The organism is Rhizobium sp. PL01 (genome assembly GCF_033447125.1).
Lineage (GTDB): Bacteria > Pseudomonadota > Alphaproteobacteria > Rhizobiales > Rhizobiaceae > Pararhizobium.
Window position 1 is genome coordinate 89,677 of the sequence record NZ_JAWQUM010000017.1, and the last position, 21,896, is coordinate 111,572.

At 59.2% G+C, this 21,896-nt stretch carries 17 protein-coding genes and 1 pseudogene; 16 read left to right on the forward strand and 2 right to left on the reverse strand.

Going from position 1 to position 21,896, the window contains the following annotated elements; genetic code table 11:
• Positions 1-72 precede the first annotated feature (72 nt).
• The 12 genes and pseudogenes from R6X40_RS29635 (at position 73) to R6X40_RS29690 (ending at position 14,151) form a co-directional block, all read left to right on the forward strand.
• Complete coding sequence (locus R6X40_RS29635; RefSeq protein ID WP_318418580.1) at positions 73-684, forward strand: hypothetical protein; 612 nt, start codon at positions 73-75, stop codon at positions 682-684.
• 63 nt (positions 685-747) lie between these two features.
• Positions 748-1,401, forward strand: a complete 654-nt coding sequence (locus R6X40_RS29640; RefSeq protein WP_318418582.1) for a hypothetical protein — start codon at positions 748-750, stop codon at positions 1,399-1,401.
• Positions 1,398-2,177: a hypothetical protein gene (locus R6X40_RS29645; RefSeq protein ID WP_318418583.1), complete on the forward strand. Its 780-nt coding sequence runs from the start codon at positions 1,398-1,400 to the stop codon at positions 2,175-2,177. Before R6X40_RS29640 ends, R6X40_RS29645 begins: the two co-directional genes overlap by 4 nt.
• A gap of 184 nt (positions 2,178-2,361) precedes the next feature.
• A complete protein-coding gene (locus R6X40_RS29650) occupies positions 2,362-4,704 on the forward strand; it encodes an AAA family ATPase (protein ID WP_318418585.1) in 2,343 nt (780 codons plus the stop codon).
• The gene (locus R6X40_RS29655; RefSeq protein WP_318418586.1) at positions 4,701-6,593 is read left to right on the forward strand and encodes a UvrD-helicase domain-containing protein; all 1,893 of its coding nucleotides are present in this window, start codon (positions 4,701-4,703) and stop codon (positions 6,591-6,593) included. Before R6X40_RS29650 ends, R6X40_RS29655 begins: the two co-directional genes overlap by 4 nt.
• Positions 6,594-6,849: 256 nt before the next feature.
• Entirely contained in the window at positions 6,850-7,443 is a 594-nt protein-coding gene (locus R6X40_RS29660; RefSeq protein WP_318418588.1) for a DUF6088 family protein, read from the forward strand.
• Positions 7,436-8,452: a nucleotidyl transferase AbiEii/AbiGii toxin family protein gene (locus R6X40_RS29665; RefSeq protein ID WP_318418590.1), complete on the forward strand. Its 1,017-nt coding sequence runs from the start codon at positions 7,436-7,438 to the stop codon at positions 8,450-8,452. Before R6X40_RS29660 ends, R6X40_RS29665 begins: the two co-directional genes overlap by 8 nt.
• A 94-nt stretch (positions 8,453-8,546) precedes the next feature.
• Positions 8,547-9,329, forward strand: a complete 783-nt coding sequence (locus R6X40_RS29670) for a DUF1837 domain-containing protein (RefSeq protein ID WP_318418592.1) — start codon at positions 8,547-8,549, stop codon at positions 9,327-9,329.
• A complete protein-coding gene (locus tag R6X40_RS29675) occupies positions 9,316-12,819 on the forward strand; it encodes a DEAD/DEAH box helicase (RefSeq protein ID WP_318418594.1) in 3,504 nt (1,167 codons plus the stop codon). The genes R6X40_RS29670 and R6X40_RS29675 overlap by 14 nt, the downstream gene beginning before the upstream one ends.
• Before the next feature lie 13 nt (positions 12,820-12,832).
• Positions 12,833-13,009, forward strand: a complete 177-nt coding sequence (locus R6X40_RS29680; RefSeq protein WP_318418597.1) for a hypothetical protein — start codon at positions 12,833-12,835, stop codon at positions 13,007-13,009.
• A gap of 60 nt (positions 13,010-13,069) precedes the next feature.
• A pseudogene (locus tag R6X40_RS29685) lies at positions 13,070-13,521 on the forward strand (hypothetical protein); the annotation flags it as partial.
• A 3-nt stretch (positions 13,522-13,524) separates the two neighbouring features.
• Positions 13,525-14,151, forward strand: a complete 627-nt coding sequence (locus tag R6X40_RS29690; protein ID WP_318418614.1) for a hypothetical protein — start codon at positions 13,525-13,527, stop codon at positions 14,149-14,151.
• Positions 14,152-14,538: 387 nt separating this feature from the next.
• On the opposite strand, the gene R6X40_RS29695 is transcribed toward R6X40_RS29690, so the two are convergent.
• Positions 14,539-15,648: an agmatine deiminase family protein gene (locus R6X40_RS29695; protein ID WP_318418599.1), complete on the reverse strand. Its 1,110-nt coding sequence runs from the start codon at positions 15,646-15,648 to the stop codon at positions 14,539-14,541.
• An 84-nt stretch (positions 15,649-15,732) separates the two neighbouring features.
• On the reverse strand, positions 15,733-16,761 hold the full coding sequence (locus tag R6X40_RS29700) for an agmatine deiminase family protein (protein WP_318418600.1): 1,029 nt from the start codon (positions 16,759-16,761) through the stop codon (positions 15,733-15,735).
• 166 nt (positions 16,762-16,927) lie between these two features.
• Here R6X40_RS29700 and R6X40_RS29705 point away from each other — a divergent pair, with 166 nt between their 5' ends.
• The 4 genes from R6X40_RS29705 to R6X40_RS29720 all read left to right on the forward strand — a co-directional run bounded on the left by R6X40_RS29705 (position 16,928) and on the right by R6X40_RS29720 (position 21,800).
• Positions 16,928-17,833, forward strand: coding sequence for a LysR substrate-binding domain-containing protein (locus R6X40_RS29705; RefSeq protein ID WP_318418602.1), 906 nt, complete (start codon positions 16,928-16,930; stop codon positions 17,831-17,833).
• A gap of 510 nt (positions 17,834-18,343) precedes the next feature.
• On the forward strand, positions 18,344-19,108 hold the full coding sequence (locus R6X40_RS29710) for a cadherin-like beta sandwich domain-containing protein (protein ID WP_318418603.1): 765 nt from the start codon (positions 18,344-18,346) through the stop codon (positions 19,106-19,108).
• 44 nt (positions 19,109-19,152) lie between these two features.
• Positions 19,153-20,790 carry a site-specific integrase gene (locus R6X40_RS29715; protein WP_318418604.1) on the forward strand — a complete coding sequence of 546 codons (1,638 nt, stop codon included), beginning with the start codon at positions 19,153-19,155 and terminating at the stop codon, positions 20,788-20,790.
• Between the two features lie 74 nt (positions 20,791-20,864).
• The gene (locus R6X40_RS29720) at positions 20,865-21,800 is read left to right on the forward strand and encodes a hypothetical protein (RefSeq protein WP_318418606.1); all 936 of its coding nucleotides are present in this window, start codon (positions 20,865-20,867) and stop codon (positions 21,798-21,800) included.
• Positions 21,801-21,896: the final 96 nt, after the last annotated feature.

The window sequence follows — 21,896 nt, forward strand, 5'->3', positions numbered from 1 at the left end:
CTTGAGCCATTCCGCGATGAAGGACGATTACTTTCGGCCCATCAGCTACACTAACGGCCGGGGAGGGTTGTCATGGATTTCGAAGATCTCGTTACGGCTTTGTCGCCGCCGCCAAACCGGATCGGAAAATCCGACGGCGAGCACGAGCACCATCTCTACGAGGGCGCGGTCATGATGGCCTATGCCATGCACCTGTTGCGGACGCAGGATACCCAACACGTCCGTGTTCACCCCGATGGAGAGCACGGCAAGCAATTCGACTTCGCCGCCTGGCTGCTTCGACGCGATTTCATCAAGATCTCCAGCGTCGGCACCACCAGCTATGGCGGCACGTACCGGAACGCTGCGGGCCAGGAGATCACCGTCAATCCAAAGTCGGGGCTGCGTGATGTGGTCGCAGAGGTCGGCAACCACGTCATCTCCGCCGAATGCAAAGGCGGGATCATCAACACGAGGCATTCGGGCCAGGTGTCTCGGCTCTACAAAGGTCTGTGCGAGACGGTCGGCATGTTGATGGCGACACCGTCGCAAGGACGGCAAGTGGCTGTCGTCCCTTTCACGGAAGGCACCTTGCGTCTGGCCGAACGATTGGCGCCGCGCTGTGCCTTGGCCGGCATCGAGATCGCCTTGGTAGGGAGTCGCGGCGAAGTCAGGGACGTGCCGCCTGTGCCAGCTGCGGGTTGAGATTGTAAGGCCTAAGTCGCCGATCGACACGACAGAACGAACTGAGGGCAACAGGGGCGAAAATTGCAAATCACGGATCAGTTGCCACGCATCTTCCAAGCAAACCTGGCGCGACTGTTTGAGCGGGTGATCCAGCCAGCAATGGAGGCGCTGCCGGTCCATTCGTCGCTCGAAAGCGGCGAGGCGGCGACGATGGATCAATTTCTCGATCGCGCTGCGGCCCAGGTCGACAACTACACCGCCAATGAGGCGGCGAAGGCGTTCACGCTGACCCTCGCTGCTATCTTCGAACGTCAATTGAGTATTTGGGCACGAGCTCTCCATCTCGACAGCGCGATGGATATGCCGAAGGCGCGCGGTTTCCAAGATTTCCTGGCGCTGTGTGCCCAGCGCGCCGGGATAGATGTTGAGCAGGGCGAACTGGGAGCCGATCTGAGCGAGATGTTCAAGGTCGCCAACGTCGTCCGTCATGGCGAAGGTTCGTCATGCGAGAAGCTGAAGGCGATCGCACCGGCGCTGTGGGACGATGCCGCCAACGACTATCACGATCTCTTAGCGGGGCCGCCGATTCCGAGCGAACACCTCAGAATCCGGATGAACGACCTCGTTCGCTACATCCGGGCAACAACGCGTTTCTGGGGCCTGGCCGATCCTTTGCCGATGGCGGTGATCGACCCGCCGTATCGGGGCGAGGCAAAGGGCGGGGAAATCACATGACGGACGCCGACGAATTTGACGATGAGCGGGACGATCAGCCCCGCTACCGCGATGTATCTGAGATTGGCACAGGCGACCTCTACGAAGCGCTGATGAGCTTGGCTGGTTTCGCCGAGAATCCTTACCTGGCCATGCAGGCGAGCCAGCTTTGCCTCGTCGATAATTCGCTGAACGCGCTGGAGCAGGAGGTCATGCGCCATCACTTCGATGATGAGCCTCCGCGTGGGAAGATCGCGTTGCTGGGTGCGCTCTCGCCCATGTGGATATACGCGGCCTACGAACTGCTGCGGACGTGGCATCAGCGCTGCGAGGACGTCATCAAGCTTGCCGAGAATTCGGGGATTGATCTCAAGGCTGCCCATCTCGAACGAGACCTGGGATATCGCCACTACGATCGCGAGCTGCGCGCGCAGCAATTGCGTGATGCCAAGAAGAGGCCCGATCTTGTTGAGCAGATGCGTCTCGATCTGCGGCGGACGGAGATGGGCTTCACCACGCTCGAATTCATCCGCGTCGCGCTCGCCAAGCATGAAGTGAGCAAGAAGGGAAACAAGAAGCCTATCGCATTCGCGCCGGGCCTCGCCCGTCCCAACCGCTGGTGCGGCTCGATGGAGTATGAGCTGAGCAGTGGCGGCGCGATCATAAGCTATGTCACGCGTCGCGACATCGCCGAGACCATCCGGTTCATCCCCGAGGCGGAAAATCCAAGCGACGACGATCTGGCGGGCTTCCGTGCCTATATGAACCCGCCCGATGTTGAGGCGCCGGCGGGGTGATGGAAGCGATTCCACGCATCAGGCGTCGGCCGGTCAGCGGCTGTCGCGTTGCGGAGCACACCGAGCAGAAGCATATTTGCATCGATGGTTGCCGCGATTGAGTAAACAAAAGTATATATCTAGAAAAGGCAGCGAGCGGGGGCGATGCCCGTGTTAGCATGGGTCGCCTTGGGGGGAATGCTAAGTGCATATCGAGTTTCTTGAAGTCGCGAATTTTAGAAAGCTTCTGTCGACGCGAGTCGATCTCTCCGCCACGACCACACTATTCGTTGGTGCGAACAACAGCGGCAAGACATCAGCGATGCTCGCGCTGCGGCGCTTTCTTTCGCCCAGGCGCTGTCCGTTCGAAATGCACGATTTCACCTTGTGCCATTGGCCTTCGATTATCGCGCTTGGTGCTAAGTGGATCGATGCCCGAAACGCGGAGGAGGTTGTTGATCTGGTCGTTGATCCTTGGGTCAGCTCATTGCCGACACTCGACATATGGCTGCATGTTGAAACGGGCGAAATGCACCATGTCCGTGACCTCATCCCAACGTTGGATTGGGAGGGCGGAAGGCTGGGGGTGCGGCTGCGCTACGAGCCAAAGGACCTTGGCGTTCTCTACAAGGAGTTCATGGGCGCCATAAGCGATGCCGAGACGATGAAGGCGGCGGCTATCGCTGCCATCGGGGCTGACAATCCTGACACTGATCCGCCTCCTGCGCCGCCCAAGCTGACGATTTGGCCCGAAAACCTCATCGACTTCCTCGGCAAGCGCCTCTCCACGCACTTCACGATACGCGCCTACTCATTGGACCCGACTCAGCTTGCGCCGCCTGCGAGGTCTCTCGCGAGGCCGCAACTCCTGCCGGATACGGCGCGAGTGATAGAGGGCGACCCGTTGAGCGGGCTGATCCGCGTGCATGACATCCCAGCGCAGCGCGGATTTGGCGAAGAGCAGCAAGCGACGGAGGATGACGAATCTCCGGCCGCGGCAGCCGGAAGTAGGCTGTCGGACCAGCTAAAGAGCTATTACTCCAAACACCTCGATCCAACAAAAGGGCCGAATGCAAAGGACCTAGGCGCCCTCCAAGCAATCGAGGCCGCCCAAGACGCCTTTGACGAGCGTTTGACCGAAAGCTTCAGAGCCGCCTTCACCGAGGTCGAGGGTATGGGGTATCCGGGCGTCACCGATCCGCGCCCTCGTGTCTCAACACGATTGAAGGCCACCGACGGGCTCAACCATAGCGCAGCGGTCAGCTTCGAGGTCGACGTGATCGCTGAAGATGGCGCGACTACGCCTGTGCTGCGATTGCCGGAAGCGAATAACGGGTTGGGTTATCAGAACCTGATTTCGATGATCTTCCGCCTTATGAGCTTTCGCGACGCGTGGATGCGTGTTGGCAAAGCCTCGACCGGAAACACAGCGATCGCCACCGAGCCTCTGCATTTGGTGCTAGTCGAGGAGCCGGAGGCGCATCTCCATGCGCAGGTACAGCAGGTCTTCATCAAGAAGGCCTATGCCGTCTTGCGCGCCCATGAAGATCTCGGTGAGAGCAAGAAGCTACGAACCCAACTCGTCGTCAGCACCCACTCAAGCCACGTTGCGCATGAAACCTCGTTCGCTTGCCTGAGATATTTCCGACGCTTGCCAGCTGGCATGGCCGCTAAAGTGCCGGTCTCGACTGTCATCAACCTTTCGGAGGTGTTCGGACTAGGCAGTGAGACGGAGCGCTTCGTGACCCGGTATTTGCGAGCCCAGCATGCAGACTTGTTCTTTGCGGATGCGGCGATCCTGGTGGAGGGTCCCGCCGAGCGAATGCTGGTGCCAAATTTCATTCGCGCTCATTATGACGATCTCAACCAGTGTTACATCACGTTGCTTGAGATCGGGGGCAGCCATGCTCACCGCCTAAAGCCTTTGATCGATCACCTTGGGCTGCTTACTCTTATTATCACAGACTTGGACACGTTGACCGATACTGGGGGCGCATCTGTGCAGCCTGCGAAGGGCGCCGGTCAAAAGACCAACAACGCGACGCTCAAGACGTGGGTGCCGGGCTTTGACGACGTCGATGAGCTGATGTCTGCCGGCGGCGCAGCTAAGACATTGCGTGAGGATACCGACCCCCTGTTCGCGGTGCGAGCCGCCTACCAAATCCCGATAGGCGTCACATCCCCCGGCGTAGTTGGGCCGGAAGTCGCGTATCCTTACACGTTCGAGGATGCGCTCGCGTTTGAAAACCTCGGCCTCTTTTCGGAGCTCGACGGCACGGGGCTGGTTCGAAAATTCCGTGACGCGATCAACGCTGGCGGCGGAGCGGCTGCGATTGGTGAGCAAATGTATCTCGCGTTAAAGAACGGCAAGAAGGCCGAATTTGCACTCGACGTTATTGAAGTGGAGAAGTTCGACGACATCGTGGTGCCACGTTATATCGCCGAGGGGCTTGAGTGGCTGCTGTCCCAGCTCAAGAAAAAGCAGGTCGAGATTCTGCCCCAGATCAGGGAAGAGGCCCCGCCGCGTATAGAGCAGGTCGATGCATGAGCGCCGTTGATGACGTGTTCGACGCCGAGGCCGACGAAGCGATCCTAGTTTGCCTCAACATGAAGAAGCCCAGGAGCTTCTTTCTGTACGCCGGCGCGGGATCGGGAAAGACTCGCTCGCTCGTCGAGGCGATCCGAACTGTATGTAGAGAGCAGGGAAGACGTCTCTCGCTCACCGGTCAAAAGATCGGTGTCATCACCTACACGAACGCGGCCTGCGATGAGATTAAGCAGCGACTCGAGTTCGATCCACGCGTGGAAGTGTCCACGATACACGCCTTCGCTTGGTCCCTGATCGCGGGCTACGATTCCGATATCCGGAAGTGGCTAGCGACTAGGCTGCTCCAAGACATCGGGGAGCTGGAAGAGGCTCAGGCTAAAAGTCGACCGAACAGCAAGGCTGCGTCGGATCGGGCTCGCTCCATCGAGAGCAAACGAAGACGACATGCCAGCCTGCCGATCATTACGCGTTTTGTGTATAGCCCGACGAGCGACAACCGGACGCGCGACTCCCTCAACCACGCCGAGGTCATCGCCATGACTGCGGATTTTCTGAGCGCTAAGGCTGGCCTTCGCCGGCTGCTGGTTACCCGTTTCCCGATCCTGCTGATCGACGAGAGCCAAGATACTAGCCGGCGACTTATGGATGCTCTACTCGATGTTGAGGCGGCGTACCGCGACGCTTTCTGCCTTGGGCTTTTTGGCGATATGATGCAGCGCATCTACGCCGACGGCAAAGATCGATTGGCCGAGGCGATCCCAGATGCCTGGGCCAAACCTCGAAAGAGGATGAATCATCGGTGCCCGACGCGAGTCATCGCGCTGATCAATAAAATCCGCCGTGATGAGGATGGTGAGGAGCAGCAGCCGCGAAGCGATGCTGAACCTGGTGTCGTTCGCCTATTCGTTGTCTCGCAAGCAATTGCCGACAAGACGGCTGCCGAGGCTACCATCGCCGCTCGTATGGCCGAAATCACCGGCGACCAATGCTGGGCGGATGGATCGGATTCGATCAAGACGCTCGCTTTGGAGCATTCGATGTCAGCGCGGCGTTTCGGATTCGAGCGGTTTTTCGAGCCGCTGTACGCGGTCGAGCGAATTCGAACGAGTTTCCTGCAAGGTTCCGGCGCAGGCATTGGCCTGTTCACTCGGGAAATCTTGCCGCTCGTCTCAGCCCTGCGCTCAAAGGATCGGTTCGCGGTGGCGGCGGTGGTGAGGCGAACTTCTCCCTTGCTCGAACGAAGGACGCTTGAAGCAGCTGGCGAGAAGCAGGTCGAGATTCTCGGCAACGTGAGGCAGGCTTGCGACGGCCTTCTGGCATTGGTCGATGCCGAGGAGAAGCCGACCGCACGCGCTGTCCTGCGTTATGTCTCAGAGGCCAACCTTTTCACTGTTCCGGACGTGCTACTTCCATTTGCATCAGCCGATGTGGCCGGCGCCGATGGGGATATTGACGAAGAGGAAGGCGAGGAAGCCGACCAGAAAAGTGAGCTCGGCGGGTGGCGCTTGGCGCTTGATGCGCCGTTCGATCAGATTGAAAAGTACGACCGCTACGTTCGAGGCGTCTCGCAGTTTGATACGCACCAAGGGGTAAAGGGGCTGGAGTTCCCCCGCGTGATGGTTGTCGTCAGCGACGACGAGGCCCGTGGCTTCATGTTCGCCTACGACAAACTCTTCGGTGCCAAGGAAAAGAGTAAGACTGATCTCGACAACGAGACGGCCGGAAAGGAGACCACGGTCGATCGCACACGGCGCCTTTTTTACGTGACCTGCAGCAGGGCAGAGGAAAGCCTGGCTGTTGTGTATTACGCGGCCCAGCCCGCGCAAGCGCGTGATGCTATGATTCGGCAGGCCTGGTTTGACGCTGAAGAGATAGAGCTGATCGCGTAGATCGTGGCACCACGCTCTATGCGGCAGACGTGACCGCTCATTCATAAGGCACCTGTCGCATCAAAGCCGTCGGCACCTTCATCGCGCTCGAAACCAATGCAATTGGCCTGCGCCGCCTAGCCGAGAACGCGGCTGGATCGCAGCCGACAGCGGAAGTCATGCAGTTTCGAGCAGCCAGCTCCCTAGTCGATCCTTCGAAGCCGTCGTCCTTGAAAAGTGTCAGAAAACTGTGTATTCTTCTGACAGGAGACTGGCTATGCAACGCTTGACCGAAGAGATTCTAGCGCACGCGAAAGGGCTGCCTGAGGGCACGCCGGTCGCGGCTAAAAGCTTGCTCCACCTCGGCAACCGCGCCGCGGTGGACCAGACTTTGTCGCGCCTGACCGAGAGGGGCCAACTGATCCGGGCGGGGCGAGGCGTCTATCTTCTCCCGATTACGAGCCGGTTCGGAACGCGATCTCCCTCCGTGGAGCAGGCGGTCGAGGCGCTGGCCAGCCAGCGGGGAGAGACCATCGTCCCAAGCGGCGCCGCTGCGGCCAACACCCTGGGCCTCACGACTCAGGTGCCGGTCCGGTCGGTCTATCTGACCTCCGGTCGCACCCGGAAGATGAGCCTCGGCAAGCAGGTCGTTGAGCTTCGCCACGCGCCGCGATGGCAGCTCGCCATGGCGCATCGACCCGCTGGCGAAGCGGTGCGGGCGCTGGCCTGGCTTGGACCGGAGAAGGCGGAGGCCGCCCTCCAGACCTTGAAGCGAAAACTTCCCCCAGGCGCTTTCAGCGAGCTGGTCGCGGTAGCGCCACAGCTTCCGACCTGGCTCGCCCGCAGCGTAGGAAAAGCCGCGCATGGCTGATTCCTTTCTCCACCTTCCGGTCGAGGATCGCCGCGACGCGCTTGGCGTCGCGGCCGACCGATCGGGTCGGCCGGCGCACCTCCTGGAAAAGGACGTGTGGGTGGTCTGGGCGCTCGCTACTCTTTACGGTTCGGCGCTCGGTGAACATCTGGTGTTCAAGGGCGGCACGTCACTGTCCAAAGCCTATCAAGTCATCCGGCGGTTTTCCGAGGACGTCGACCTGACCTACGACATCCGGGCGATCGCCCCCGATTTAGTCGGCGAGGACGGCGAAGCGCTGCCGAAGAACCGCAGCGAGGAAAAGCGCTGGTCCAGCGAGGTGCGCAAGCGCCTGCCCGAGTGGGTCGAAGGAATTGTCCAGCCAATCATAGTGGCGGCACTCGCGGCTGAAGGTTTGACAGCCGCGGTCCGCGTCGAAGGCGAGAAGCTGTTCATCGACTATGAGGCCACGACGGCCGGCTCAGGCTATGTGGCGCCGAGTGTGATGCTCGAATTCGGAGCGCGGTCGACGGGCGAACCCGCGAGCTTGCGCGACGTCGTCTGCGATGCGTCTGGCCTGATCGAGGGCGTGACCTTTCCCACGGCTCGTCCCCGCGTCATGCACGCGGAGCGAACCCTCTGGGAGAAGGCGACCGCCATCCATGTCTTCTGCCTGCAGGAGCGGCTGCGCGGGGATCGCTTTGCTCGTCACTGGCACGATGTCGCGCGGTTGGACGAAGCCGGCTTTGCAGCGTCCGCCTTCGCCGATCGCGACCTGGCTAACGCCGTGGCGCGCCACAAGGCGATGTTCTTCGCCGAGAAAGCGTCCGATCGCACACCCATTGATTACGCGGCGGCTGTCAACGGCGGTCTGCGGCTCGTGCCCGCCGGCGTCGGTCTGAAGGCGCTGGAAGAGGACTACGCCCGAATGGTCGACGATGGGCTTCTCCTGGAATACGCCGAGCCTTTCGACACGCTGATGGTGCGGTGCGCCGACATCACCATGCGTGCGAACAATGCGGCTGCATAAGAAATGACTTAGGGGTCGTGTTTGTGGAATTGAGCGGAGGCGCAGAGATCACCGAGTGATCAAACTGCGCAGCGCGATGGCAAGGGGGGAATGCGTGGGACTGTACGAGAGGTGGTGTGACGCCACCAAAGAAAAGGACAAGCGGAAGCGTTACTGGACCTATGTCGAGAAGGATGACGGCCGCGATGAGATTCGCGATGATTTCGCCAAGACCGTCCGCTCGCACTACGATCGACTTGAGCGCATCGCCGAAGACGTCGAACGGCTCGGATACAAAGTCGCCGCCAGTATCCTCAGCGCGGCGATGCCCCAAACTCCCAGAGGCCGCTCCGGCGATCTCGGCGAGATTCTAGCAACGGAGCTGGTCGAGGAAGAGATTGGCCTCCGCGTTCCTGTGCGCCGCCTCCGCTACAAAGACGGCCGCAACATGGCCATGCGCGGCGACGATTTCATCGGCGCCGGATATGATGGTGCCGGCGAGAAGCTCTGGCTCCTGAAAGGCGAAGCCAAGAGCAACAAGGTTCTTGGAAAATCCACGATCACGAGCGCTCGCAAGGTGCTTGATCGCGACAACGGCCGTTGCACGCCCGACTCCCTGCTGTTCGTCGCCAACCGCCTGTTGGAGAGCACCGATCAGGACGATATCACGCTGGGCCGCAGCCTCCGTGACGAGGTGGGCCTGAAGTCGCTCCGCGCCGATCGTATCGACCATATGCTCTTCACCGTGTCGGGTAACGGCCCGCATGCCTCGATGAAGGAGGATCTCGACGCGACAGGGACCAACCGGGACCATTACGTCGTGAACATCCACGTCGAAGATCACCAGGACTTCATCGCAGCCATGTATCAGGAGGCGGAAGACCTTGGAGACGATTGACGAACTGACGGTATTCTTGGCGACCGCGACCGCCGACGGCATCCTTGGGCGCCTCCTCTATCGCGGTGCGGCCTGGTCGCTGATGCGCGAGGAGGGCGTGCTGCCACCGAATGCGCCGCCCCTCGGCGCAACAATTGAAACCGATCTTTCCGAACACGGTTTCGCCTTGCTTCGGGGCGCGATGGCTCTGCGTGCCCAGGCTGGCGCCTCGGAGCTGACTAGCAAGGCGTTCGAGCGCGCCGCCAATGCGTTCGAAGCCTTGGTGCGCAACGGCGACCCGGAGGCGCCCGATCGCGGCTTCCGTCGCATGATCGCCGCTTCCGCCTACCATCTGGCCGGCTTTTCGGCGGTTGCCTATTCGCTCTTCAACGAGACGGCAGACGACCTCAACGCCTCGCCGGGCGAAACCGCGATCCGACACCTCATCTTGCGCGATCTCGGGCAACTGCGTGGCTTCGTTCGCGAATGGCTGGACGACGATGTTCATGGCGATGAGCAGATCGCCGAGGCGCTACGAAGGGAAGAGCCTGATATCGACGAGGTGCTGTCGACTATCCTCAACACGACGATTTGCCGAGCGCTGGCGTATTTTGACTTCGCGCTCGAGACAGGCGAACCCGAGCCGATCCAGACCGCACGGACGCTGCTCGCCACGGCGGTCAGTCTGGCGGACAATGCGGAGAATGTGCCGCTGTGGTGGATTTCGAACCTCTGCCGCCACCTGATCGACGACCTCTGGCAGCATTCGCTGCATCAGACCCTGCCGACCGAGCCGCCTGAGGGGACAGAAGAGAAATACCCCGATCTGCGGCGCCTGTTCATCTCGTCGCTCTATGCCCGCAAGACCTCCGAGGTGGAGCTATGGCCGTCGCAGCGCGAAGCGGCTAGGCGCTCCACCGATGTCACGGACGATCTGGTCGTGGCCTTGCCTACCAGCGCCGGCAAGACGCGGGTGGCTGAGATCGCCGCATTGATGACCCTGTCATCGGCGCGCCGAGTGTTGATCGTCACGCCATTGCGCGCCTTGTCCGCCCAAACCGAGCGATCCTTCAGAAAGACCTTCGCGCCGCTCGGTTTCAGCGTCTCCTCGCTTTATGGCGCCAGCGGCCTTTCGGTTGGCGATGAAGATGCCTTGCGCACCCGCGAGATCATTATCGCGACGCCCGAGAAGCTCGACTTCGCATTGAGAAGCGACTCGTCGGTGATTGATGATGTCGGTCTGATCGTCCTCGACGAAGGCCACATGATCGGCCCGAGCGAGCGTGAAATCCGCTACGAGACGCTGGTGCAACGCCTGCTACGGCGCGCGGATGCGGGCGAACGCAGGATTGTCTGTCTCTCCGCAATCCTGCCCAGCGGCGACGAGTTGGACGATCTCACCGCATGGATTCGCTCGGACGAACCGGGCGAGCCAGTGCGTTCCGACTGGCGCCCCACGCGACAGCGGTTCGGCGCACTCACTTGGCGGGGTAAGGACGGGCTGCTCCGGCTCGACCTCGACGACGATGGTCCCTTCCTCGACAAATTCGTTGTAGAGAAAACGGCGCTCGGGAAAGAGAAGAAGCCCTATCCGCGCAAGAACTCGCACCTCGCCTTGTTCGCGGCGTGGGAGTTCGCAAGCCAGGGCAAGCGGACCCTGATCTTCTCTACCCAGGCCAATTGGGTCGAGAGCTACGGCAAACAAGTCGTGGACCTCTGCAAGCGTGGCTATCTGGACTCGCTGCTGGAAGACGAAGCGTCGATCGCGCGTGCCTTGGAGGTGGGCAAGGAATGGTTGGGCGAGGACCATCCCGCCGTCGCCTGCTTGAAAGCGGGCGTCGCCATCCACCATGGCCGGCTGCCGAGCCCGTTCCTGCGTGAGTTGGAAGCCCTCCTGTCCGATGGTGTCCTGAAAGTCATCGTCGCGTCGCCGACCTTGTCGCAGGGCCTCAACCTCAACGCCGCCGTATTGTTGGTGCCAGCGTTGTATCGGGCGTCCGAGAAGATCAAAGGCGAGGAGTTCGCGAACGTCGCTGGCCGCGCCGGGCGCGCCTTCGTGGACGTCGAAGGCCTCATCGTCCACGTCATGTTCGACAAGATCGATTGGCGAAAGAAGGAGTGGCGAAAGCTGGTCGCCTCCGCCAAGGCCCGCACGCTGAAAAGCGGCCTCATCCAGATCGTCGCCGAGATCCTTGATCGCTTGTCCCGCGAAGGTGTCCTGGATCGCGATGATGCCTGGGAATACCTCGCCAATGCCCGCGAAGCGTGGAGATCGCCCAAGGAAGAAGCCGCGGTCGCCGAGCGCCTCGCTGCCGGCGCGGAATACGATGCCGATGGCGAAGAAGATGAAGGCGGCGGCGGTGACGAGGAAGAAGGCGTCGATGAGGAGCCGCTCTCGCAAATCGTCGAGCGCCTCGACGCGACTGTGTTCGGCTTGATCGAAGCGCTTGATGCCGATCGGGCTGACCTGCCGAAGCTCTTGGACGAAGCGCTCAAAGGATCGCTCTGGGCACGTCAGATCGCCCGCGAAGACGAGGACGTCGCCCCGCTGCACAAGAAGGTATTTGAAGCGCGTGCCGATCTTATTTGGAAAACCACCACGGCGCCAGCGCGGCGCGGGCATTTTGCCATGGGTGTTGGACTTGAGGCGGGCCTCTCGATCGACGCGATGGCCGACGAGTTGGCTGCACTGCTTGACCGTGCTGACGCGGCAGCGCTGAGCGGTGACATCGACGAACTTGTCGATGCGCTTGGTGGCCTTGGGGAGCGCCTGCTGTTCATGCGGCCGTTCATCCCCGATAAGGCGAACGCGCTGCCAGCAAACTGGAAAGTCATCCTGCGAAGCTGGGTTTCTGGCGAGGATGTCGCCAAGATTGGGCCGCAGAACATGCGCGCGGTCGAGGAGGCCTTCACCTATCGCCTGGTCTGGGCGCTGGAAGCCATCCGCACCCGCCGAATGTCGCTCGGCTGGTCGCCGGACACGGTGGCGGGCGGTGCGGCGGGATCGGTTGAAACTGGCGTCCCGCAGTTCATGATGGCGATGCTGATCCGCGCGGGCCTTCCGTCAAGGCGGGCGGCTATGGCCGCGATCGAAGACGCCAAACCGATCTTCGTCACGCCCGCCGAGATGCGGGCCTGGCTCGAATCCGACGAGATCACGGCCTATACAGACGCTGGCGACTGGCCGACGCCCGACACCGCTGCGCTATGGGCACGCTTCCGTACAGAGGCCCTCAGCGGCGGCATCCAGAAGTGGTCGGTCGAACACTACAAGCGCCTGCTCGACATCGCCACCGCTCCGCCTGCTGGCCTTTATCGGGTCGTCACCGACGAGGGCGACGGGCGCACGTGGCTGGCGACGCCCGATTACCAAAGAGTGGCCGCGTTTAAGAAGTCGGCGGTCGATCCCAAGCCCAGCCTCTTCTCGGGTCGATTGCCGGGTAATACCAGGATGGTGGAAGCCTTGCGCGTCGGTCGCGGAAAACTGCGCTGGCCGACGGCCGACGCGTAAGAGGGAATAGGTCGTGGCTAGTGATCTTCATGGGCTTATCGCAGCTGTTTTACAGGCGATGACCCATGCCGAGTTGAGCGAGGCGCCGCAGCAGATCGCAGGACTGGTCGTACCTAACGCGGATGGCCTGTCAAAGCGGAAGCGTATCGAGCTGGCGCTGGCGAACCTCACCCAGGAGGAATTGGCTTGATTGGCGCTTAAGTTCGCCGACTCCCGTGGCGACATCGCGCTCGATGAAGCGGCCCGCAAGGTGCTTGAAGCCGACGACCCGCCCCTGAGCCACATCACACGACGAGACCTCGCGCGGGTCTTCGGAGATGATCTCGCCGACGAGCGTAGCACGGTGGAGATGGTTGGACGCTATTTCCCTCTTTCTACGCCCATTGATGACTTCCTCGGGAGCAGCGGTCGGAGCCTGCGCGACCAAATCGCTCGGCACATGGATAACAATCCCGGCGATTGGTCGGTGGAATATCTGTTCGGTGAAATCGGCGCATTTGACTGCTCCAGAGCCAGGTTTGGCGCGTTGCTTGAGGAGGCTGTTCACCCCCTCGGTCGGGAGATGAGCAGTTACGGACGGTCGCCGCCCTCAACAAAATCCTGGCGCGCGACGGATACGAGCTAGCGCAGGAAAGCGAACTCTCCGGTCACCCGATCTTTGCCTTCCGCCCTCTCGTGCGTGGGGTAGGCGGTCGACCCAAGAACTTGATTTTCGCCTCGCGGGGGCCGAAGCCGGAGATCGGTTTTGCCGACGCCATCAACAACGACATCGTCATTCTATCCGGCGAAGAGAGCTGCCTGATCTACGACCGGTCGATCGGCTCAAATGGCCTTCTCTGGTCCGAGCTCGTGTCTTGGTGGAGCGATGTCACACCGGGGGCCGATGCGGCAAATCTCGGAGCGCGTCTCCAGGAATCCCTAGCCTCAGATGCTGAGCGAAAGCTCTTCGCCACCTACTTCAAGGCCTATCGATCCGTGCTCGGTGAGGTGCTGCCCGCGCTCCTTCCGCAGGTCTATCTTCACTATGATCCTGCCGTCGTGAAAACCCTACGCCATCGCCTACCTCTTCCGCGTCAACGTATGGATTTTCTGCTGCTGCTTCCTGGGCGGCAGCGCATTGTGCTGGAAGTAGATGGAAAGCACCACTTCTCGGAAAATGACCATCCGTCCTTGAAGGTCTATGCGGACATGGTCTCAGCTGACCGAGAGTTGCGCCTTGCTGGATATGAAGTCTACCGGTTTGGAGCCAACGAGTTGGTCGGCGATAGGGCTGAACAGAGGGTCACCGATTTCTTCGAAAAGCTCTTTCGACTGCACCGCGTCCGGCTATGAAACCGCCTACCAATACGACACGCGGCGGGAGTAGCAGGCTCATCAATCGGCCGTGCATGGCGATAGATGGTGGAAGGTGCGTTTTGCGAAAGCAGCCGAAAAAGCCAATGTTTTCAGTAGCCGGTATTTTTGACGGTGTGTCGGACGGTATAGTACTTCGCAGAAAATATTTTCGTGTGTTAAGACAACGGCTTATGACACTAGGAAATAATCGAGTGGGAATAAGGGAACGGCATCCTCTGGGAGCAGCGGCAATCTGGCGGTGAGTTTCACTGCCAGTCTGCCATTTTCAATCGGCTCCTCACCTGCGGGATACTCTATGAACTCCTCACGGCGTTCGTAGAGTCAATCTGGCCCATTGGCGATGCGCCCCGGATCCGGGCGCTTTCAAGCGGGCTGTTGTTGCGTGGTGCAGTGGATTCCACCGCCACCAGCGGCGATGCCGTCAATGTTTAGCTGGATGATGTCTCGGCCTGGAAACAAGTCCCGTAAAGCGTCTCGGGCATTGTTGTCAGCCGTCCGGTCGCCAAACTCCGGGGCGATGACGGCACCGTTGCAAACATAGAAATTGATGTAACCGGCTGCGAACTCCTTGTTCTCATATTTGCGGCGTACGGTTGACGGTCCTTGCAGGACCACTACCTCCAATTTGTGTCCGTTGATGTCCGTGGATTGCCGCAGGATCTCCAAATGCCGTTTGGTGACCGCGTGGTCATAGGATTGTGGATCCATATCCATTCCGGCAACGACCACGCCCGGGGTGGCAAATCGCGCATAGAAATCGGTATGACCATCGGTAATGTCCTTGCCGGCAATGCCCGGCAGCCAAATGATCTTTCGCACGCCGAGCAGGCGCGAGAGTTCTTTTTCGCATTGGGCCTTGCTCACGCCGGGATTACGGTTTGCGTTGAGCACGCAGCTTTCGGTGATGATGGCCGTGCCTTCGCCATCCACCTCGATGCCGCCGCCTTCGAGTACCAATTTCGTCTCGATGAGGCCAGCAGCGACCGCGTGGGCGATGAAACCGGCAACGTCAGCGTCATTACCGTGCTCTTGCTTGCCGCCCCAGCCATTGAAATTGAAGCCGACCGCGCCAGCTTCTGCAGCCTGGTTTTTCACGAAGACCGGCCCGGTATCGCGCATCCACAAATCGTCGATCGGCTGGACCACCAGCGTGACAGAGGCGCCGCACAGGCGCGCCGCGATGTCATAATCCTCTTCGCGCACCAGCATCTTCACAGGTTCATGCGCCGCAATCGCCTTGGCTATGCTGGCCAGATTGTCTCTGGCCACGGGAAGCAGCTTGTCACCCCAAACGTCGATGCTGGGACCAAAGGCCATCCATGTTGCAGCGTGGGCTGCCCCTTCATCGGGCATGTGCCAGGTGCTGTCATCGGCCTCGCTGGCCGTGCCGAGGCTGCTGGAAAACGCACCTGTTGCCAGAGCACCTCCGGAAACCAGCAGGCTCCGCTTCAAGAAATTGCGCCGTTTCATCATCAAGAACTCCTTATGCGAATAGGTAGCTGGAAGTAGTTTCACCGGGAGCCGCGCCCAGCCGGAGTCTGCATTTCCTTGTCGCGATCATGTCGAAGGTTCCTGCTGCGTGATGCAATGAATGCCACCGCCGCCGATAGCGATATTGGCGATGGGAACCTGGCGTACGGTGCGGTCGGGAAAAAGCGCCTCAAACGTCTCGCGCACCAGATCGTCGCTGCGGATGCCGTATTGCGGCATGATCACGCCACCATTGACCAGATACGAATTGACATAGGACCGGCAAAACCGGTCTCCGGCAGCCTCGGCCTCCAGCGCCTCCGGGATCGTGATCAGTTTGATACGCCGGCCCTTGGCGTCTGTCTGGCCTTCCAGCGCCTGGATGTTGGCCTTGTTGATGGCGTGCCACGGGGAGTCCGCATCTCCGGCCTCGATCAGCACGACGCCGGGTGCGACGAAGGCGGCAATGCCGTCGACATGGCCGTCCGTCTCGATTTCCTCCGGATTGCCAGGCAACCAGATCACCTTGTCGCCGCCGAGCATTTCCTTGAGTTCGCTCTCGATTTCGTCTTGCGACCAGTCCGGATTGCGATTGATGTTCGGAAAGCAGCTTTTGGTGGTGAGGATTGTGCCTTCTCCATCCACGGACAGCCCGCCGCCTTCCGCGACCAGACGCGAATTGAACGTGGGGGCATTTGCCTGCGCCAATACATAGCTGGCAAAGGCGTTGTCCTTGTCATGGGGATGATATTTGCCGCCCCAGGCGTTGAACTCGAAATTCACGCCGGCACGTGTGCCTCGATCGTCGACGACAAAACAAGGGCCGGTGTCACGAGCCCAGGAATCGTCGATTGGCGTGATCGCGAGTTCGATATCGCCGCCCAGCATCGAACGGGCTTCTGCCGCATCCTCCGGGCGCACAGCCATGGTGACCGGTTCGAACGCACGTATGGCATGGGCAACTGCAGCATAGTCGCGCTTGGTGGCGGCGATATCGTCCCAGAATCCGGCCCTTGCCGGCCACATCATCCAGCTGCGCGTGTGATGCTCCCATTCCGCCGGCATTCGGAACCCTGACTGCTTCGGCGTAGCCATGCCGGTGGTGTCTTGCATCATTAATTCCATGATTAAAACTATTCATCGATAAGAGTGTCGAAGCCGTTCTTCTTGAACAGTTTCCATGTCAAAAGCTATATTCCCCGGAATGTTTGGCAGCAAACGCGAATCTTTCAGGTTTTTGATGAAAAAAACTCATGTGAACCCTTATCGGAACCTGCCGCCAATGGCGGCGATGGCAGGCTTTGAAGCCGCTGCGCGGCTGTCCAGCTTCTCGCTGGCGGCGCAAGAGCTGAACATGACGCAATCGGCGGTCAGCCATCAGGTTCGGGCACTCGAAGAGCATCTCGGTCAGCCGCTGTTCATGCGTCTCAACCGGCGCGTCGAGCTGACCGATGCCGGGCGGGATTTCCACGACACCGTGGCTGCCACTTTGGAGACGCTCCGGCTGGGCGTTCGCAGGCTCGGCTTTTATATCAAGCCCGGGTCGGTCGTGCTGGCGATGCCGCCATCCTTCGCTTCGGGCTGGTACATGCCGCGGCTGGCAAAGCTCAGAGCCGACCATCCGGATATGGAGCCATGGGTGGTAACGACGGAGGAGGAGGTGAGCCTGGCCGAATCTGAAGTCGACATCATGGTATCGCGCGGACGTGGCAATTGGGACGGCATGATGTCGGTCACCCTGTTCACCGATACGGTATGGCCGATGTGCTCGCCTTCGTTGCGGTCCACGATGCCTGCCGATCCGGATGGGCGGACGTTCCTCGACTTTCCGATGCTGCACGACGAGACGGAAGACGACTGGCAGAAATGGTTTCTGGCCGAAGGGCTTGATGGCGGCGCTCTCGTCAAAGGCCTCAATTTTTCCGATTCCGGCGTCATGCTCGATGCCGCCACGCGCGGTTTTGGCGTCTGCCTCGGCAGTATCAACCTTGCGTCGGAGCGGTTGGCAAAGGGTGAACTGGTGCTCGTCGGTGACACGGGAATGGCCTGTACGAAACCTTTTATGCTGGCCGCTCATCCCCGCAATCTACGGCAACCCGTGGTGATCGCCCTCTGGGATTGGCTGGTGGCAGAGGCTGACCGCGGGCTCTCGGGAGCAAGTGGTCAGGCTAGGGGGGGCGATGAATAATTCCTCCCTTGCAAGCAAGGCGTGGATGCGCCGTATCGTGCTGTATAGGTCAATATCTTTCTGACAGGACCGCTTTCGCGTGCATAAGCCTGACGCGATCAGACTTAGTCGGGAACCGTCGCTCGACGCACTTCACAACAGAAATCACAGCCTGCCAGCAGGCTCCATGCAACTCGGTGTGGCGCCAAATGACATGCCCGGGTAATCCCCTGTAAGATAGTCTGGTTGTAGTGGGTGGTGGTGGAAATTCAGATTAAGCTAATGTAAGTACATGCTTTATTACCGCCGCCGCTCGGTTCATCGAACCTTTTCTGGGGTGATTCCAATTAATTGGCTACGTATGGTTGCGTATTTCTACGTCAATCACTAGGACGGTATCCATCTATATTTTAGATCTGGGGTTGGTGGCCGATTGCGCGCTGGGGAGCATGCAGAAGGTCTTTGGGGGTAAGTTTTTCAATGTATCAGTCATTTTCGCAGCGCGACCCAGCCAGTCGCGGTTTCAAATCTTTGGCAATTTTTGCCGTTATGCTTTTTTTAACGTTTTTCGGCATGGTCGCGCCGTCCTATGCTGCTTCGTCGAACGCAAATCTTTCGATGATCTCGCTGCTACAGGGTCAGCTCAGCCCAGGCTTCGCGTCTGGCATAACGAGCTACACGGTTTCCGTTCCCAGCGGCGTATCTGCAACTAAAGTAGGGGTCTTTGCCGCGGACGCCACCGCGACCATAAAGGTGAAAGGCACGACGGTGGTCTCTGGTGCCGAGTCGGGCATCATCAACCTTGCAGTTGGCGCTAATCCGATCGACATCGTGGTGACGTCTCAAGACCTTTCAACAACAATGACCTATACGGTTACGTACAATCGCGCCGCGCCAATCAATGCCAACCTCACCACTCTCAGACTGTCGAGCGGCCTTCCTAGCCCATCGTTCGTTGCCACCACGACAAGCTACACTGCGACGGTCGCCAATGCCGTCTCGTCGATCACGGTGACGCCGACTGTCGAGGACTCGACCTCGACCGTAACGGTGAACAGCGTTCTGGTGACGTCCGGTTCGTCGTCCGGTGCAATCCCCCTCGTTGAAGGAAGCAACACGATCACGGCTGTGGTGACAGCGCAGGGCGGTACAACGCGAACCTATACGGTCACCGTCACGCGCTCCGCGCCGCCGCCGCCGTCTTCTGATGCGGCCCTTACGGGGATCGGCCTTTCGGCCGCCGGCATGAGCCCGACCCTCTCCGCCATAAACGCGCCATTGATTTCATTGGAATAATTGGCTTTTGAGCCGGGGATGTACCCACAGGTGTACCCGGATCAATGTACCTCACACGGCGTGACAGCGGCTATCGCTTCCAGATTCGAATTCCTTCCGACCTCAGCAGTCGGCTTGGAAAATCTCCCCTGCGTATCAACCTGGGCAGGATTGACTTCAACGCAGCAACAAGGATCGCCCGTTTACTGGCTGGTCATACCGAAAAGATATTCGTGGCTCTCCGAAACCATGGCCATCCCGAGATGAACATTCCAGATATCCGCGACCTGATCATCACCGAATTGATCGATATTGTCGCAGCCTCGATTGATGATCGGATTGAAATTCTTGAGAGCGCTGAACAGGCCAGACAAAAGGCAGTCAAGGCCACGGAACTTCGGTTGCTTACAGAGTCCCACGAACAGCAAGCGGAACTCCAGCTGAGAATTAAAGAGATAGGCGAGCGCATCAGAACGGTTCAAAGCCAGGTTGACATCGCGGGCGAAACTGGGCTTGCGAAAGTCAAGAACGATCTTTCCTCCCTTTATGACGCAGTAAAACTTTCTCTCGAAGGCGGACCACAACGGCCGTTATTGTCGCACTGCTTGAACATATGGACTGATGAGGTCCGCCTTCACGAAGGAATCGACATTAAGAAGGTTCAAACCGACAAAAACCGTATCGACGATTTTGTAGCTTTTGCAGGCGACAAGCCGATAAATAAGTACACTTACTTAGATGTACAAAAATTTGCGATACTTCTTGCGCAGGTTCCTGCAAACTACAACAAATTACCGGCGCTTCGTGGCCTTAATCGCGCCGAAGCGGCAGCATATAATAACAAACTTCCAGATGATCAGCGCCTTCCCACTCTTGTAGGAAAAAGTATCGAGGATAATTACTTATCTCCACTAAGAATGTTTTTCCGAGACATGGCTGCTGAGCATAATTTTCGCTCACCGCTGCACGATGTGAACATCCGAATACCCAAGTATGCAAGAGGATCAAAAGACCGCGCACCGTTCGAGGTGCCCGATCTTAACAAGTGGTTCGCTTACGCTGCCCAGCAGAAGCGACCCGATACAAAGTGGCTTCCATTGCTTGGCACGATTACAGGTGCACGCGTTGCCGAGCTTATCTTTCTCCAGGGAAAGGATATCTATCAAATGGGGGAGGACGGAGGCGATTTATATTGGGTAATTGACCTGCGTACTGATCTCGTTGATGACGACGGGACGAGCCAGTCGCGAAAATTAAAAACCGATTCCAGCCATCGCCTGATTGCTCTTCACGAAATCTTCGAGGAGCTGGGATTCATACGCTACGCGCAGGACCGTCGTCCCCACGATTACCTATTTCCAGGTGCGTTCTATCACGGAAAAGAGCGGGTCGCCGACCCCGCCGATGCCGCCAGCAAGAGAATGAATTCCATGCTGAAAAAAGTTGGCATTCATAGGCAATATGAGCAAACCTTTCATAGCACGCGACATAACGCCAAGGATATTATGCGCCTGGCAAGGATCGACGAGCGTACCCACGATCTTCAAACCGGGCATACCTTAAAGACTGCTGTCTCTAGAAATTATGGAAAGAAATTCCTGAGACCGGAGGAAATGGAGGTTCTCAGCGTGATGCCTTTGCCCATGGGCCTTGATCTCTCTCCTTATATTCCCAGCGCTAGCCATCTCAATTATGGGAAATGACTGGCGGTCGCAGCGAGCTTGACTGTGGCCACAAATGCCCTGACCCTTGACGGGGTATCAATCAGAGCAAAACTGTGACCGCCTCCAACTCTCCCTTCGCTGCGGCGTACTTCCTCGCAAAACGTCTTGTCTCTATAGGAATAAATCCCTTTCAATCCGACGCCGAACGTTACGTCGTTCTACTGGGAGATGGTGGTGGCGAAATCATCGATTGGGGACGGCCGTTGCGAGGAACGCGCTACTTTGGCCCTAATGCAATCCGCAAAGACAGGCCCATGGTGGACTCATTCCAGAGCTTCGCGAAACAATACGGGCTGCATGATTGTGTCTTTTGGGGCGTTGGGCTAACGGGGGCCAAAGCGGAGCCCGATCATCTCAACGCCGCGCTGAAAAGCTTCAATCGGAAGATCAACGTCGAGTTCAGCGAGCTTAGGAAGAGTGGCGCGTTCGAACTGTTGCTCCTGGTCATTCATCCCCGTTACGACGAAGTGTCCGGCCTTTTCGATCTGCATGCTCACTTCATTGCCAAGGTTCCTTTGGAACATCGGGAGGCGGTGAAACATCGCTTGCGCGTCAAATTCAGTAAGTTCCATCTTCCAGACAATCCCATCAGGAATGCACCTGCTGCGGTAACGTACATGCTATGGGGCATCTTCCGGAACAAGATCATGATCCGGTGGCCCGACCACGCTCTTAAAGCGGCTTGGAAGCTTACAGAGAGCCGTTTTCGCTTTGTCAGGACAGGGGGGCGTTTTGCCAAGTGGAAGGCGTCGAAAACGCCCTCCAGGGACGGGGCCGTTGCGACCATGGACCAAGCCCAAAAAAGCATCAATAGGGCGGAGAGCGCTGATCCCAGGCAAAAGGTCGTGAACGGCGACAGGCTACTTTCTAAGATCATGTTGAAAATCCGAGGCGTTCGGACGTCGGCACTGCTGTTCGAGGCCGCGCCAAAAGCTAGAGCCGTCGCCGTTTCATCTCATCAAAGGATCGTGTCCCAGGACGTGGTGTAGCTTAGCGACCACGGCTCATCCCGGAGGGCCGGGTGATTGTCAGCGTGCCACTGCCGGCAAGCTGATGAGTGGATCATCGCTCATTTGCCCGATGGT